Source organism: Eubacterium sp. AM46-8, assembly GCF_003466705.1.
Taxonomy (GTDB): domain Bacteria; phylum Bacillota; class Clostridia; order Lachnospirales; family Lachnospiraceae; genus Lachnospira.
This window is the reverse complement of sequence record NZ_QSEU01000020.1, coordinates 1-15148: the sequence shown is the minus strand read 5'-3', so window position 1 is coordinate 15148 and position 15148 is coordinate 1. Positions and strand designations below refer to the sequence as shown.

The 15148-nt window shown below is 39.2% G+C and carries 14 protein-coding genes, 1 tRNA gene, 1 rRNA gene, 1 pseudogene and 1 riboswitch; all 17 genes and pseudogenes read left to right on the top strand.

Annotated features, from left to right (window positions below; translation table 11 throughout):
- The first annotated feature begins 4 nt into the window (after positions 1-4).
- Entirely contained in the window at positions 5-1621 is a 1617-nt protein-coding gene (gene malQ, locus DW963_RS12235; RefSeq protein ID WP_117916100.1) for a 4-alpha-glucanotransferase, read from the top strand.
- A gap of 58 nt (positions 1622-1679) precedes the next feature.
- A riboswitch (cyclic di-GMP riboswitch) is annotated at positions 1680-1771 on the top strand.
- Positions 1772-1853: 82 nt separating this feature from the next.
- Positions 1854-2639 carry a CAP domain-containing protein gene (locus DW963_RS12230; protein ID WP_117916098.1) on the top strand — a complete coding sequence of 262 codons (786 nt, stop codon included), beginning with the start codon at positions 1854-1856 and terminating at the stop codon, positions 2637-2639.
- 403 nt (positions 2640-3042) lie between these two features.
- Complete coding sequence (locus DW963_RS12225; RefSeq protein WP_012738642.1) at positions 3043-3492, top strand: ACT domain-containing protein; 450 nt, start codon at positions 3043-3045, stop codon at positions 3490-3492.
- Positions 3493-3524: 32 nt separating this feature from the next.
- A complete protein-coding gene (locus DW963_RS12220; protein WP_117916096.1) occupies positions 3525-4742 on the top strand; it encodes a homoserine dehydrogenase in 1218 nt (405 codons plus the stop codon).
- A 20-nt stretch (positions 4743-4762) separates the two neighbouring features.
- Positions 4763-6079, top strand: a complete 1317-nt coding sequence (locus DW963_RS12215) for an aspartate kinase (protein ID WP_055287412.1) — start codon at positions 4763-4765, stop codon at positions 6077-6079.
- 24 nt (positions 6080-6103) lie between these two features.
- Positions 6104-6574 (top strand): hypothetical protein, encoded by a 471-nt coding sequence (locus DW963_RS12210; RefSeq protein ID WP_199669387.1) that lies wholly within the window; start codon positions 6104-6106, stop codon positions 6572-6574.
- Between the two features lie 116 nt (positions 6575-6690).
- The gene (locus tag DW963_RS12205; protein ID WP_117916094.1) at positions 6691-8982 is read left to right on the top strand and encodes a Tex family protein; all 2292 of its coding nucleotides are present in this window, start codon (positions 6691-6693) and stop codon (positions 8980-8982) included.
- A gap of 12 nt (positions 8983-8994) precedes the next feature.
- Positions 8995-9528: a YcxB family protein gene (locus DW963_RS12200; RefSeq protein ID WP_117916092.1), complete on the top strand. Its 534-nt coding sequence runs from the start codon at positions 8995-8997 to the stop codon at positions 9526-9528.
- Between the two features lie 19 nt (positions 9529-9547).
- Positions 9548-9979 carry a tRNA (adenosine(37)-N6)-threonylcarbamoyltransferase complex ATPase subunit type 1 TsaE gene (gene tsaE, locus DW963_RS12195; protein ID WP_117916090.1) on the top strand — a complete coding sequence of 144 codons (432 nt, stop codon included), beginning with the start codon at positions 9548-9550 and terminating at the stop codon, positions 9977-9979.
- Positions 9976-10677, top strand: coding sequence for a tRNA (adenosine(37)-N6)-threonylcarbamoyltransferase complex dimerization subunit type 1 TsaB (tsaB, locus tag DW963_RS12190; protein ID WP_117916088.1), 702 nt, complete (start codon positions 9976-9978; stop codon positions 10675-10677). The genes tsaE and tsaB overlap by 4 nt, the downstream gene beginning before the upstream one ends.
- Positions 10667-11122: a ribosomal protein S18-alanine N-acetyltransferase gene (rimI, locus tag DW963_RS12185; protein WP_117916086.1), complete on the top strand. Its 456-nt coding sequence runs from the start codon at positions 10667-10669 to the stop codon at positions 11120-11122. The genes tsaB and rimI overlap by 11 nt, the downstream gene beginning before the upstream one ends.
- An 18-nt stretch (positions 11123-11140) precedes the next feature.
- Positions 11141-12055 (top strand): ribonuclease Z, encoded by a 915-nt coding sequence (locus DW963_RS12180; RefSeq protein ID WP_117916084.1) that lies wholly within the window; start codon positions 11141-11143, stop codon positions 12053-12055.
- A 47-nt stretch (positions 12056-12102) separates the two neighbouring features.
- Positions 12103-13131, top strand: a complete 1029-nt coding sequence (gene tsaD / locus DW963_RS12175) for a tRNA (adenosine(37)-N6)-threonylcarbamoyltransferase complex transferase subunit TsaD (protein ID WP_117916082.1) — start codon at positions 12103-12105, stop codon at positions 13129-13131.
- Positions 13131-13819, top strand: a pseudogene (gene ispD / locus DW963_RS12170) (2-C-methyl-D-erythritol 4-phosphate cytidylyltransferase). Before tsaD ends, ispD begins: the two are co-directional and overlap by 1 nt.
- A 37-nt stretch (positions 13820-13856) precedes the next feature.
- Positions 13857-14588, top strand: coding sequence for a hypothetical protein (locus DW963_RS12165; protein ID WP_117916080.1), 732 nt, complete (start codon positions 13857-13859; stop codon positions 14586-14588).
- An 8-nt stretch (positions 14589-14596) separates the two neighbouring features.
- Positions 14597-14682: transfer RNA gene (locus DW963_RS12160), tRNA-Ser, on the top strand.
- Positions 14683-15086: 404 nt separating this feature from the next.
- Positions 15087-15148: ribosomal RNA gene (locus DW963_RS12150) — 16S ribosomal RNA — on the top strand; the annotation flags it as partial.

Genomic DNA, 15148 nt, shown 5'->3' with positions numbered 1-15148 from the left:
GCTTATGGTTGAAACAAAGTTTAAAAGAAATGCAGGTATACTTATGCCTGTAAGTTCATTGCCATCACCTTATGGTATAGGAACATTTGGCAAGGATGCATATGATTTTGTGGCATTTGTAAAAGAATGTAATCACAAATACTGGCAGGTTCTGCCATTAGGACCAACTACATATGGAGATAGTCCATATCAGTCATACTCAGCATTTGCAGGCAATCCATATTTTGTTGACCTCGATATGCTTATTGAAGAAGGGTTTTTATTAAAGTCAGAGGTTATTGCAAGAGACTGGGGAGATGGGGTTGTTCCGGTTAATGTTTCAGAAGATGATGCAATAAATGGAAGATTTGGAACATACAGAGATGGCAATATCGGTGATGACAGATACGTAAGCTATGAAAAGGTCTATAATAACAGGTTTGATATATTAAGAATTGCTTATAACAGATTCAAGGCTGCATGTATAGAAAGCAAGAAGACTCTTGCCAAGGGACTTCCGCTTTATAAGCAGTTTGATAATTTTGTTAAAGATAATGCAGACTGGCTTGAGGATTATGCGCTGTTTATGGCGTTGAAGTCTTATTTTAACAATGTTTCATGGGGTGAATGGGAAACTGATATAAAGTTCAGAAAGCCTGAGGCAATGAGACACTATGAAGAACAACTTTCGGATGATATAGGATACTGGAAATTCATACAGTTTGAATTCTACAGACAGTGGACTGCACTTAAGAAATACGCTAATGATAACGGAATAGAGATTATAGGAGATATTCCTATCTACATGGGTTATGACAGCGTTGATGTATGGGCTAATCAGGGTGAATTCCAGTTGGATGAGAATCTCACACCAATTAAGGTGGCAGGAGTTCCACCAGATGCTTTCTCAGATGCAGGTCAGAAGTGGGGTAATCCATTATATGATTATGAGAAAATGGAAGCTAATGATTTCAGTTGGTGGAGAAAGCGTATGAAAGCATCTGCAAGACTGTATGATGTTATCAGAATTGACCACTTTATTGGAATTGTTAAGTATTACACAATTCCTGCAGACATGCCGGATGCAAGACAGGGCGAATACAGACAGGGACCGGGACAGAAGCTTCTTGATGCAATCAATGAATCAATCGGTGATAAGAAGATTATTGCTGAGGACTTAGGTGTTGAAGTTCCTGAGGTTGCGAAGATTCTTAAAGATAACGGTTATCCGGGAATGAAGGTTCTTGAGTTTGCGTTTGGTGGAGACAGAAAGAATCCTCATCTTCCTTATAATTATACCCAGAATCTTGTATGCTATGGTGGAACTCATGATAATGAAACTCTGCTTGGCTTTTTTGAGAACAGGGGCGACTGGGAGTTAGGATATGCTTATGACTATCTTGATACAAGAGATAAGAAAAAAATGGTTGACCAGGTATTCAGGGCTGCGTATTCAAGTGTTGCTGTTCTTACAGTATTTGCTGCCCAGGACATTCTTAAGCTTGGAAATTGGGCAAGAATGAATCTGCCATCAAGCATGGGTAATAACTGGAAATGGCGTATGCAGAAAGGCCAGTTAGGACAGCATGAGCTTGAGTGCATGAGATATCTTGCAAGTGTATTTGACAGAGAAAGAAAATAATTCATTTGTCCTATTTACAAATTGGTAAAAAGTGGTATTATACTAAAGTAGAGACAAATTAATATTTTGGCAAAGCAGTCGAAAGGCTGTGACGCAAAGCCAAGGGTCTTAACTGATATTTATATATCAGAATGACAGCCGGTTGCATTACAATCAACGCAAATGATTCGTATTATTCAGGCATCCGGTTATCGGATGCCTTTTTTATTATAGTTCAACGGGGGAACTGATTATGAAAAAGAATAATTCTAAGAACTTGATTAAAACAATAACGGTTGCAATACTTGTATTTAGTGTTGGCACAGCATTTGCATTGAATACAGCAGGTGCAGCTGGCTTTGATATTATGGACAAGGTTGTTGTTAATGCTGTTACAGAGCAGGAAACAGCACAGCAGGTTGAGACAGAACCACAGACTGAGACATCTCCAGTAAAAGAAGATGTCGAAGAAACACAGGAAACAACAGCAATTAAGATAGAAGCTGCAAAAGAAGAGAGCGAAGCTTCCGAATCAGCGAAAGAAGATGTCGAAGAAACACAGGCTACAGAGCCAGAAGTACAGGCTCAGGATGTAACTGAAGAAGCTGCTTACATAGAAGAGCCTAAGGAAGTACAGCCAGTTGTGAATACGATTGTAATGGAAGTTATTGACAGAATTAATTCTGAAAGAGTGGCAGCAGGAGCAGCACCAGTAGTGTACGATGCAGTTCTTAACACCATGGCACAGGTCAGAGCCTCAGAGAACGCAGATAATGATTATTTTGTTATAGAGAATGGCAAGCATAAGAGACCGGATGGAAGCAATGCTTCTTCTATCTGTTCCGATTATGGACAGGCTGGATACTTTGGCGAGGTTATGGGAAGATATCAGACAAGCCCCGCTGAGATAGTAGATGGCTGGCATAATTCAGCAACACATTATGCATGCATGACAAGTACTAAGTACAACAGAGTTGGTGTGGGTATTGCAGCAGATTCAGAAGGATACCTTTACTGGGTAGCAATATTCATGGATTAATAAGAAGTAAGATTATATAATATAGATACAATTCAATATGGTAAGAACAATGTATTTGCGGCATTGTTTTTATATAGCTTCAAAAGAAGCGAGAAGCCCTCACATTCCTCTCCCGTTGTGTGAGGGCTTTTTTTGCGCGAGTAGCGCGGAGAATATACTTAATGAAAGGACAGGCATGCTTGCATGGCCTGTCCTTTTGTTAAGTATATTCGAGAAGCACCGCGACAATGCCATAACGAAGTTATGGCATCTGCGCTACTCGTGCAGAGAATATAATTATATGCTTGCAATGTGTATACATATATGGTAATATTCTTTGTGCAATAGACAGTTGTATATCGTGGAAAGACAGAGAAATACAATTGTCTTCACAAAACGGACACTAGAAAGGTACAGACGCAGTATGGCAGATAATATTAAGTATTATGTCGTTAAGCAAAAGGCTCTGCCTGAGGTTCTGCTTAAGGTAGCGGAGACGAACAGAATTATTGAGACTGAAAATATATCTGTTGCAGATGCTACAGAGAAAGTTGGAATAAGCAGAAGTTCTTATTACAAGTATAAGGATGATATTTTTCCGTTTAGAGAGAATGTAAAGGGGAAAACCATTACATTTGTATTGTCTATGGACGATGAACCAGGGCTGCTTTCCTTGGTATTGAAGAAGGTTGCAGAATTCAAGGCAAATATTCTTACTATTCATCAGACAATTCCGGTTAATGGGATTGCATCACTGACGCTTAGTGTGGATATTCTTCCGACTACAGGAGATTCTTCAGAAATGATAGAGCAGATAGAAAGACTTAAAGGGGTAAGATATCTTAAGATATTAAGCAGTGATGCATCTATCTGATATATAAGCAATTAAAGAAAACGGAGGCAGATATGGCAAAGATTGCAGTGTTAGGTTATGGAACAGTAGGATCAGGAGTGGTTGAGGTATTAAATACCAATGGTGCTTCAATTGCAAAGAGAGCAGGAGATACTATTGAGGTTAAGAGTGTACTTGATTTAAGAGATTTTCCGGGAGATCCAATTCAGGATAAAATCGTTCATGATATAGATCTTATAATTAATGACCCTGAGATAGAGGTTGTTGTTGAGGTTATGGGTGGTGTAGAGCCAGCATTTACATTTGTTAAGAAGGCACTTGAAGCAGGAAAGAGCGTGTGTACATCTAATAAGGCACTTGTTGCTGCACATGGTCCTGAGCTTCTTGAGATGGCTAAAGAAAGAAGACTTAATTTCATGTTTGAGGCATCAGTAGGCGGTGGAATTCCAATTATCAGACCGCTTAACCAGTCTTTAACAGCAGATGAGATTACTAAGATTACAGGTATTCTTAATGGAACAACTAACTATATTCTTACTAAGATGAGCAGAGAAGGAATCTCATATCAGGAGGTTCTTAAAGAGGCACAGGCACTCGGATATGCAGAAAGAAATCCGGAAGCTGATGTTGAAGGTTACGATGCATGCAGAAAAATAGCGATTCTTACATCACTTGCATTTGGCAATACTGTTAAATTTGAGGAAGTGTATACAGAGGGAATAACTAAGATTTCTAATGAGGATTTTGCATATGCTAAAGAGCTTGGAAGCGTTATCAAGCTTCTTGCAACAAGCTACAGCAAGGATGGCAAAGTATATGCAATCACAGCACCATTCATGATTGACAGCACACATCCATTATATAATGTTAATGACGTTCTTAACGGAATCTATGTACATGGCAATGTGTTAGGTGATGTAATGTTCTTTGGAGCAGGAGCAGGAAAGCTTCCAACAGCAAGTGCTGTAGTATCAGATGTAGTTGACTGTGTTAAACATAAGGGCAAAAATGTTATGACAATCTGGAGCTCGGTAAAGCAGGAACTCGGTGATACATTTGACGAGACAAGAAGATTCTTTGTAAGAATCCAGGGCGATGATGTCCAGGCGGCCAAGGCAGCATTTGGCGAAGGACAGGTTGTTAAGGTTGATGGAATTAACGGAGAGTTTGGATTTGTTACAGAGCCGATGACAGAGAGAGCATTTGAAGATGCTAAGGATAAGGTTTCTGTTATAAGCAGAATCAGAATAGATGATACTAAATTACAGTAATAATATAAGGGAGAAAAGTAATGGTTAAAGTAGTTAAATTTGGTGGAAGTTCACTTGCAAGCGCAGAGCAGTTTAAGAAGGTTGGCAATATTATCCGTGCTGATGAGGACAGAAAGTATGTGGTTCCTTCAGCACCTGGAAAGAGATTTCCAGAGGATACTAAGGTTACTGATATGCTTTACAAATGTTATGCAGAGGCAGAAGCTGGTAAGAATATTGAGAAGAGCCTTAAGGCAATTGAGGAAAGATACAATGAAATTATCAAGGGGCTTGGACTTAAGCTTTCATTAAAGGAACAGTTCGAGACAATTAAGAAGAATTTTGAGGCACTTGCAGGAAAAGATTATGCAGCTTCAAGGGGTGAATATCTTAATGGTATTATCATGGCTAACTATCTTGGATATGAGTTCATAGACGCGGCTACAGTTATCTGCTTCGATAAGGATGGAGAGTTTGATTCAGAAAAGACTAATGCAGTGTGTGAAGCAAAGTTTGCTAATATTGAAAGAGCAGTTGTACCTGGTTTTTACGGAGCAATGCCAAATGGAAAGGTTAAGACATTTTCAAGAGGCGGTTCTGATGTAACAGGATCAATCGTTGCAAGAGCACTTAAGGCTGATATGTATGAGAACTGGACAGATGTATCAGGCTTCCTTGCAGCAGATCCAAGAATTGTAAATAATGCAAAGCCAATCAACGTTATTACATATAAGGAATTAAGAGAGCTTTCATACATGGGTGCATCAGTGCTTCATGAATCAGCTATCTTCCCTGTAAGAAAGGGTGGTATTCCTATCAATATCAAGAATACTAATGCTCCAGAAGATAAGGGAACAATGATTGTAGAGACAACATGTAATATGCCAGAATACACAATTACTGGTATTGCAGGTAAGAAGGGATTCGTTGCAATCAGCATTGACAAGGATATGATGAATTCAGAAATAGGATTCTGCAGGAAGGTTCTTTCAGTATTCGAGGATAACGGAATCTCAATCGAACATATGCCTTCAGGAATTGATACTATGACAGTATTTGTTCATCAGGATGAATTCGTAGAGAAGGAACAGAAGGTCCTTGCGCAGATTCATAAGGCAGTTAATCCTGATTCTGTTGAACTTGAAGCTAACCTTGCGCTTATTGCAGTAGTTGGACGTGGAATGAAGAACAGTACAGGTATTGCTGGCAATATCTTCTCAGCACTTGCAAAAGCCAAGATTAATGTTAAAATGATAGATCAGGGATCTTCAGAGCTTAACATCATCATTGGTGTAAGAAACAGATACTTTGAGGATGCGATTAAGACTATCTATGGAGTATTCGTTCCAGAAGAATAATAAGTAAACAGGGGGATATGGGATATGAAGGAAGCTAAGAATGAACTGTTACAGTTTGTCGGCGGCGTAATAATGCTTGTTGTTGGATTGTACATATTGTCGCAGAAAGTAATGGTGTCTTCATCATATGGATTTTTTTCATTATGGGGTGGCAGGTTCTCATCAGGCCTTATTATGGTACCGTTAATAATTGGAGTTGTATGGATGTTTGCTTCAGGCGGCTCATTTGTATCTAAAGTATTTACCGTACTATCAGTGATACTTATAATTGCGGCAATTGTTGCGTCAACAAGAATCTGGCTTGTAACTATTACAATGTATGAATGGATTCTTATACTTGTTCTTATATTTGGCGGCGCCGGATTGGTTGCAAAGGTATTGTTTGCTAACAATAAGTCAGAAAAGTCCAAGAAAGATAAGTCAGAGCAGACAGGCGGCAGTTATACATCAAGTGTAGATGATGAACTTGACAAGATGAAAAAGAATATGAAGTAAATTGCTTTTCCCCGCACATGGAGTGCGGGGATTCTTGCGTTTATGCAACTGTTGATAAACTTTGATGAAATTGATATAATCAGATATGATATGCGTAGGAAAACGGAGGAATATTAATGAATATCAAAAAGAAGATAGCAGAAGAACTGGGAATTAAAGTTACGCAGGTAGAAGCTGCTGTTAAACTTATAGATGAGGGATGCACAATTCCTTTTATTGCGAGATACAGAAAGGAAGTTACAGGAGCGTTAAATGATGAACAGCTCCGTAACCTTGATGAGAGATTAAAGTATTTAAGAAACCTTGAAGACAGAAAGACTCAGGTCCTTGCAAGCATTGAAGAGCAGGGAAAGCTTACAGAAGAACTTAAGGCTGCTATTACAGCAGCAGAGACAATGGTTCTTGTTGAAGATCTTTACAGACCATACAAGCAGAAGAGAAGAACAAGAGCAACAATTGCGAAAGAGAAAGGTCTTGAACCACTTGCACAGTTCATATATGCACAGGAAGCTACAGAAGATGTAGAAGTCAAGGCAGCAGAATTTATCAGTGATGAAGAGGGTAAGGAAGTTGCTACAGCACAGGATGCAATAGCAGGTGCATTAGATATAATTGCAGAGCAGATATCAGATGTTGCAGATTACAGAACATATATCAGAGACATCACAATGAAAGAAGGAAAGCTTGTTGTAACAGCCAAAGATGAAAAGGCTGAGTCTGTATACGAGAATTATTATGATTATAGCGAGGCACTTTCAACAATTCCGGGACACAGAATCCTTGCAATTAACAGAGGAGAGGATGAGAAGTTCCTTACTGTTAAGGTAGAAGCACCAGAAGAGAGAATATTAAGATATCTTGAGAAGAATATTCTAAAGGATAATGCATTTACAGAAGAGTACCTTAAGAACTGTATTGCAGATGCATATGGAAGACTTATCGCACCAGCTATTGAAAGAGAGATAAGAAGCAGCCTTACAGAGACAGCAGAGGATGGGGCAATCAAAGTCTTTGGAAAGAATCTTGAACAGCTTCTTCTTCAGCCACCTATTGCCGGCAAGGTTGTTCTTGGCTGGGATCCGGCTTTCAGAACAGGCTGTAAGCTTGCAGTTGTAGATCCTACAGGCAAGGTGCTTGCAACTAAAGTTATATACCCTACAGAACCACACAATAAGGTGGCTGAATCTAAGGCTGAGGTTAAGAAGCTTATAGATAAGTACCACGTTAATCTTATTTCGTGTGGTAACGGAACAGCTTCAAGAGAATCAGAGAAGATTATTTCAGATATGATACATGAGATGAATCTTCCTGTTGATTATGTAATCACTAACGAGGCAGGGGCTTCTGTATATTCAGCAAGTAAACTTGCAACAGAGGAATTCCCTGACTTTGATGTGGCACAGAGAAGTGCAGTTTCAATAGCAAGACGAGTTCAGGATCCATTGGCAGAGCTTGTCAAGATTGACCCTAAATCAATCGGAGTAGGTCAGTATCAGCATGATATGAACCAGAAGAAGTTAGAGAATACACTTACAGGAGTTGTTGAGGACAGCGTTAATAAGGTTGGAGTAGACTTAAATACAGCGTCAGCCTCACTTCTTGAGTATATATCAGGTATATCTAAGGCAGTAGCTAAGAATATAGTTGAATACAGAGAGACTAACGGCAGATTCACGAACAGAAAGCAGCTTTTAAAGGTTGCAAAGCTTGGACCTAAGGCATTTGAACAGTGTGCCGGATTCATGAGAATATCAGGCGGCGATAATCCGTTAGACGCAACAAGCGTACATCCTGAAAGTTATGAGGCAGCAACAAAGCTTCTTGCACTTTTAGGTTATGATATTAATTCAATAACATCAGGAGAACTTATAGGACTTAAGAGCAAAGTTAAAGATTTTGCCAAGATGGCGGATGAACTTGGAATAGGAACAATGACACTTGAAGATATCGTTAAAGAACTTGAGAAGCCGGGAAGAGACCCAAGAGATGAGATGCCTAAGCCTATATTAAGAAAAGATGTTCTTGATATGAAGGATTTAACACCGGGCATGATACTTAAGGGAACAGTCAGAAATGTTATTGATTTCGGAGCATTTGTTGATATCGGAGTGCATCAGGACGGACTTGTACACATTTCCCAGATGAGCAGTACAAAGAGAGTTGAGCACCCTCTTGATGTTGTAAGTGTAGGAGATGTCGTAGATGTAAGGGTTATAGATGTTGATATCCCGAAGGCAAGAATTTCACTTTCAATGATACTTGATGAAAAAGAGGCAGCTAATAGAAAGTACACTAAGGATAATTCCAATAATAAGAATAACAGAAACAACGGCAAAGGAAACAGACAGGACAGAAAGCCTAAGAAGGAAGGTCTTAACCTTTCAGGTCTTGCTAAGTTCATGCATTAATAGGAGTATTGTATGGAAGATAGAATTGAATTTGACAGCGTAATTACAGAGAAAGCACTTAATGATTTCAAGATGTATCATGTTTTTCACAATGTCGGCGGAGTATTTGGATATGTATTTGCAGCATTTGCAATAGTTATGTGCGTGCTTGGCGTAATATTCAAAATGTCTCCTAAATATATAGTCATGATGGGACTTTTTGGAGTATTTTTCTTCTTTTATCCAATTGTTAATATGAGGTTTGGAACAAAGAAGCAGATGAAAACAGTTGCAGCATTTAAAGAACCTATGCATTATAGTGCCGGGGAAGACAAGATAATTGTAAGCCAGGGTGATATGTCAGAAGAACTTGCATGGGAGCAGATATACAAGATAAGATTCACAGGAAGCAATCTTATTCTGTATCTTTCATCTGTCAGAGCCAATGTGCTTACAGTTAACAGTATGGGTGAGGCGGCAGTTCCTTTTGTTAAAATGTGTCAGAAGAAATTAAAGCCTTTTCAGGTTAAGGTTAATATGGATAAGCTTGCTAAGGCTGTGGCTTAAGTAAGCAGATAGGAATAATATGATTAAAGAAACATTTAACGCTAAAGAAACATTTGAAGCAGGATATGAGATGGGTAAGAAGGCTCTTCCGGGGCAGATATACTGTCTGAATGGAGATTTAGGTGTCGGAAAAACAGTATTTACGCAGGGCTTTGCGAAAGGTCTTGGAATAGAAGAGCCTGTCAACAGCCCTACATTTACAATTATTCAGGAATACCATGAAGGCAGACTGCCATTGTATCATTTTGATGTATACAGAATTGGCGATGTTGAAGAGATGGATGAGCTTGGATATGAGGAATATTTCTATTCAGACGGGGTGTGCCTTATTGAATGGAGCACTCTTATACAGGAGATAATTCCAGATAATGCGATAGAGATAGTTATAGAAAAAGATCTTGAGAAAGGCTTTGATTACAGAAAAATAACTATCGGGCAGGAGGCAGTATGAGAATATTAGCGATAGAAAGTTCAGCAGTTACAGCATCAGTTGCGATTCTTGAAGATGATACACTGGTGGCTGAATACACAATTAATCATAAGATGACACATTCACAGACACTTCTTCCAATGATAGATGAGATATTTTCAATGGTTCAGTTAAAGCCTGATGATGTTGATGTTATAGCAGTATCAAAGGGACCGGGTTCGTTCACGGGCCTAAGAATTGGTGCGGCTACAGGCAAGGGAATTGCACTTGCGCTTGACAAAAAGATGGTGGCAGTACCGACACTTGCGGCTATGGCATATAATTTATATGGAGACAGCAGATATATATGCCCTGTAATGGATGCAAGAAGAAAGCATCTGTACAGCGGAATATATACATTTGACGGCGAAAAGCTTGTTACAGTAAGAGATGTTAATCTTGCTTCATATGAAGAGCTTGCAGAAGAGCTTGTGGGACTTGATGGACAGGTTGTATTAGTAGGTGATGGTGTAGATGTTGCAGGAGATGTCCTTAAAGAGCAGCTTGGCGACAAATGTATACTTGCACCAGCTCATATCAAAACACAGAGAGCCGGCTCTGTAGCACTTTTAGCAAAGCAGATGGCAGATAATGGTCAATATACAGATGCTGATGAGTTAAAGCCTGATTATCTGCGCCCTTCACAGGCAGAAAGAGAGAAAGCACAGCATGAGTCTTAAATATGTGATAAGACCAATGATGGAAGATGATACATTTGCAGTAGCACTGATAGAACAAGGGATATTCTCACTTCCGTGGTCGCAGAAATCATTTGCAGATGCGTGCAGGAATCAGGACAATGTGTATCTGGTGTGCGAAGCAGACGGAGTAATTGCCGGATATTGTGGTATGTGGACTGTGCTTGGAGAAGGTAATATAACCAACATGGCAGTATCACCGGATTACAGGCAGTGCGGCATAGCACAGATGCTTATGCAATCAATGGAAAAGTATGGTGATGACAAGAATGTCACATCATATTTCCTTGAAGTCAGACAGAGCAATCTGCCAGCAATAGCCCTTTATGAAAAAATGGGGTATAAGAATATAGGAATAAGAAAAAATTTTTATGAAAAACCAGTTGAGGACGCAGTTATTATGTCCAAAACAGTTGATATACAATAAAAGAAGGAGGTGCAGTTAATGTTAGATGTATGTCTGCTGGGAACAAGCGGAATGCTTCCTTTGCCGGGGAGATGGCTGACATCGCTTATGACACGTTATAATGGAAGCAGCCTTATGATAGACTGTGGAGAAGGAACCCAGATAGCAGTTAAGCAGAAGGGATGGAGTTTTAATCCGATAGATGTTATATGCTTTACACATTATCATGCGGATCATATAAGTGGACTTCCGGGACTTTTACTTACGATAGGCAATTCAGAAAGAAAAAAGCCTCTAACACTTGTTGGACCTAAGGGGCTTGGCAAGGTAGTTTCATCTTTAAGAGTAATTGCACCAGAATTGCCATTTGAGCTGAATCTTATAGAACTGACAGGCCCACAGGAGCATCTGGAACTATGCGGATATGAGATAGATGCATTCAGGGTTAACCATGCGGTTACATGTTATGGATATACAATAAGCATACCAAGAATTGGCAAATTTGATGTAGAAAAAGCAAGAACATTGGGAATCCCATGCAGTATGTGGAATAAGCTGCAGCATGGAATTACAGTTACAATAGATGATACAGAATATACCTCTGATATGGTAATGGGAGAGACAAGAAAAGGTCTTAAAGTCACATATTGTACGGATACAAGACCTGTTCAGTCAATAGTAGATAATGCCAAGGATTCTGATCTTTTCATCTGTGAGGGAATGTATGGAGAAGATGGTAAAGAAGCTAAGGCACGGGAATACAAACACATGACATTCACAGAGGCAGCACAGCTTGCAAAGAAGGCTTCTGTTAAAGAAATGTGGCTGACACATTACAGTCCGTCGCTAGTAAGGCCGCAGGATTATGTTGATAAGGCAAGGAAGATATTCCCAGCTACAATAGCAGCAACCGACGGAAGAACAGTAGAATTAAAGTTTAATGATGAAGATTAGCAGACATATATAGATATTAGCTATACATATTGATAGGAGATAATAATATGGATAAAGAAGATGTGCTTATTCTTGCAATAGAGAGCTCTTGTGATGAGACAGCAGCGGCAGTTGTAAAGAATGGAAGAGAGGTATTGTCTAATGTAATCAATACCCAGATAGCTATACATACAGAGTATGGCGGAGTAGTTCCTGAAATCGCGTCAAGAAAGCATATAGAAAATATTAATCCGGTAATTAAAAAGGCATTGACAGATGCGGGTGTTACGCTTGATGATATAGATGCAATAGGTGTTACATATGGTCCGGGACTTGTCGGAGCTTTACTTGTGGGAGTAGCAGAAGCTAAAGCCATAGCATTTGCAAAGAATAAACCATTAGTTGGGGTACATCATATAGAAGGGCATATAAGCGCCAATTATGTTGAGAACAAAGAACTTGAACCACCATTTGTGGCTCTTGTTGTCTCTGGTGGACATACACATCTGGTTAAAGTTAATGATTACGGAGAATATGAGATAATTGGAAGAACTAGAGATGATGCGGCAGGAGAAGCGTTTGACAAGGTAGCCAGAGCAATCGGATTAGGATATCCGGGAGGTCCAAAGATAGACAAGCTTGCCAAGGAAGGCAATCCTGAAGCAATAGAGTTTCCAAGAGCACATGTTGATGATGCACCATATGATTTCTCGTTCAGTGGAATCAAGTCAGCGGTGCTTAATTACATTAATTCAGCCAATATGCAGGGAAAAGAGATTAATCGTGCGGATGTAGCTGCGTCTTTCCAGAGAGCAGTAGTGGACGCATTAGTATCGCGAGCTGTTAAACTGGCAAAAGAATGTGGTATGGACAAGCTTGCAATAGCCGGCGGAGTTGCTTCAAATTCTGCGTTAAGGGCAGCAGTACAGGAGGAGTGCGCTAAGAATAACATCAGATTTTATTCACCATCGCCTGTGTTGTGCACAGATAATGCGGCAATGATAGGCGCAGCAGCATATTATGAGTATATAAAAGGAGTGCGTCATGGTTATGATCTCAATGCCGTGCCAAACCTCAAGTTAGGAGAGCGTATATAATGAATACAGCAATTGTTCTTGCAGGAGGAAGCGGCAAAAGAATGAATAGCGACATTCCCAAGCAGTATCTGATGCTTGCTGGAAAACCGGTTATATACTATTCTCTGAAAGCGTTTCAGGATAATTCTCACATAGACAACATAATACTTGTAACAGCAGAAGAATATATTGATTATGCCAAAGAGAACATACTTGATAAAACACTGAGTAAAGTCTCAATGGTGATTCAGGGTGGCATGGAGCGCTATGATTCTGTCTATAAGGGACTTCAGTGCATTAAAGAGCCGGGGTATGTATTCATACATGATGGTGCAAGACCATGTATAAGCCAGAAACTTATAGACGATTGTTATACAAATGTTGTTAAAAATGGTGCATGCATAGCGGCAGTTCCAGTTAAAGATACAATTAAGATAGCAGATGCAGAAGGGTTTGCTGCAGAGACGCCAGACAGAAGTACATTGTGCAGATTCAGACACCGCAAGTGTTTAGATATGATATAATAAAAGAATCATATGATAAGTTGTATGCAGGTGGTAGATTTAATGGGGTTACAGATGATGCAATGGTGCTTGAAAGGTATGGAGAGTATCGCATAAAACTGGTTAATAGTGATTATAGGAATATTAAGATTACTACGCCAGAAGATATGAATACAGCAGAAATATTTATAAAGGATACATTTTAATAGATAATAATATTGAATCTTTAATAAGGAGACAGGTATGAGCAGTTTTTCAGTTAAGAGAATAAATGTTGTCGGAGCGATAGCGTCTGTGTGGGCGTTTATATTTGCGTTCTTTCCATTTTACAGAATAAAACCATCAGATGCATTGGTACAACAGGCAGGAAGTCAGGCTGATACATATTCGATAACAAAAAATATGATTTCATATAATTTTTTTGGCGTGTTGTGCCTTATGCTTGCCATAGCAGCTCTGGCTTTATATGTATGGAACAGTTCACAGCTTGTGAGAGCTGCAGCTATAATAGTTTCTTTAGTTGATTTTATAAGTCTTATGCTTGCTTTAATTGTTGGCAATTCTGAGATTAAAGATACTAAGGCAATAATATCATATGCAGTACAGTATAGTGGTTCAGGAATGAAGACAAGTATGTTTATAAAGACATCAGTAGCATTCGGATTTATTCTTGAGTTGATAATGATATTAATAATGATAGGCTCATACTGGATTAATGAACTGTTATTCAGACCCTATGTATTAGGAGACAAGTCAGAAGCAGTATTAAATCCTCTGGAAGGACTTGTTGGAACAGCCAAAGCCAGTTACATAAAGCAGATGACGGCACATATGCATATGAAAAATAATGCACCATCAGAAGCTTCTGAAGGTTCTTCGGAAATACTTGAAAAAAATAAAAAAACTTTAAAAAAGCTGTTGACAAAGTTTCACCGTGATGATAATATAATCAAGTCGCTGGTGCGACACAATTAAATAGCTATGGAGAGGTACCGAAGTGGTCATAACGGGGCGGTCTTGAAAACCGTTTGTCTTCACGGGCGCATGGGTTCGAATCCCATCCTCTCCGCTAAAGCCGTTCATTAAATATGAATGGCTTTTTATTTGCCAAAGGTACTTATGAGCATAATGCACAAGAAGCTGATGCAAATAGTGCTGGTGAAAGGGCTTGACATACAAGATATTGTCACTTTGAAAAAATATGACAAAAAAGTAAAAAAGTTCTTGACAAACAAGATTGGCGATGATATCCTAATTAAGCTGTCGGCGAGAAAAGCTGATGACCTTAATACAGATCTTTGATAACTGAATAGAAAGACAACCTTGAAATTCTTTGAGAATTTTAAAATGATTCATTAATGAATCTTGCGAGTATCGAAAGATACACGAACCTAAACAGTAAAGTCCAATCAAGCATTCTGCTTGATGGTAAAACTATTTAAGCTAGTTAGTTTATAACTGACGAGGCAAACTTTTTATGAGAGTTTGATCCTGGCTCAGGATGAACGCTGGCGGCGTGCTTAACACATGCAAGT

What these genes read in the sequence shown, in the direction of transcription:
- malQ (WP_117916100.1), top strand. Translation starts at nt 5, where the DNA reads ATGGTTGAAACAAAGTTTAAAAGAAATGCAGGTATACTTATGCCTGTA.
- DW963_RS12230 (WP_117916098.1), top strand. Translation starts at nt 1,854, where the DNA reads ATGAAAAAGAATAATTCTAAGAACTTGATTAAAACAATAACGGTTGCA.
- DW963_RS12225 (WP_012738642.1), top strand. Translation starts at nt 3,043, where the DNA reads ATGGCAGATAATATTAAGTATTATGTCGTTAAGCAAAAGGCTCTGCCT.
- DW963_RS12220 (WP_117916096.1), top strand. Translation starts at nt 3,525, where the DNA reads ATGGCAAAGATTGCAGTGTTAGGTTATGGAACAGTAGGATCAGGAGTG.
- DW963_RS12215 (WP_055287412.1), top strand. Translation starts at nt 4,763, where the DNA reads ATGGTTAAAGTAGTTAAATTTGGTGGAAGTTCACTTGCAAGCGCAGAG.
- DW963_RS12210 (WP_199669387.1), top strand. Translation starts at nt 6,104, where the DNA reads ATGAAGGAAGCTAAGAATGAACTGTTACAGTTTGTCGGCGGCGTAATA.
- DW963_RS12205 (WP_117916094.1), top strand. Translation starts at nt 6,691, where the DNA reads ATGAATATCAAAAAGAAGATAGCAGAAGAACTGGGAATTAAAGTTACG.
- DW963_RS12200 (WP_117916092.1), top strand. Translation starts at nt 8,995, where the DNA reads ATGGAAGATAGAATTGAATTTGACAGCGTAATTACAGAGAAAGCACTT.
- tsaE (WP_117916090.1), top strand. Translation starts at nt 9,548, where the DNA reads ATGATTAAAGAAACATTTAACGCTAAAGAAACATTTGAAGCAGGATAT.
- tsaB (WP_117916088.1), top strand. Translation starts at nt 9,976, where the DNA reads ATGAGAATATTAGCGATAGAAAGTTCAGCAGTTACAGCATCAGTTGCG.
- rimI (WP_117916086.1), top strand. Translation starts at nt 10,667, where the DNA reads ATGAGTCTTAAATATGTGATAAGACCAATGATGGAAGATGATACATTT.
- DW963_RS12180 (WP_117916084.1), top strand. Translation starts at nt 11,141, where the DNA reads ATGTTAGATGTATGTCTGCTGGGAACAAGCGGAATGCTTCCTTTGCCG.
- tsaD (WP_117916082.1), top strand. Translation starts at nt 12,103, where the DNA reads ATGGATAAAGAAGATGTGCTTATTCTTGCAATAGAGAGCTCTTGTGAT.
- DW963_RS12165 (WP_117916080.1), top strand. Translation starts at nt 13,857, where the DNA reads ATGAGCAGTTTTTCAGTTAAGAGAATAAATGTTGTCGGAGCGATAGCG.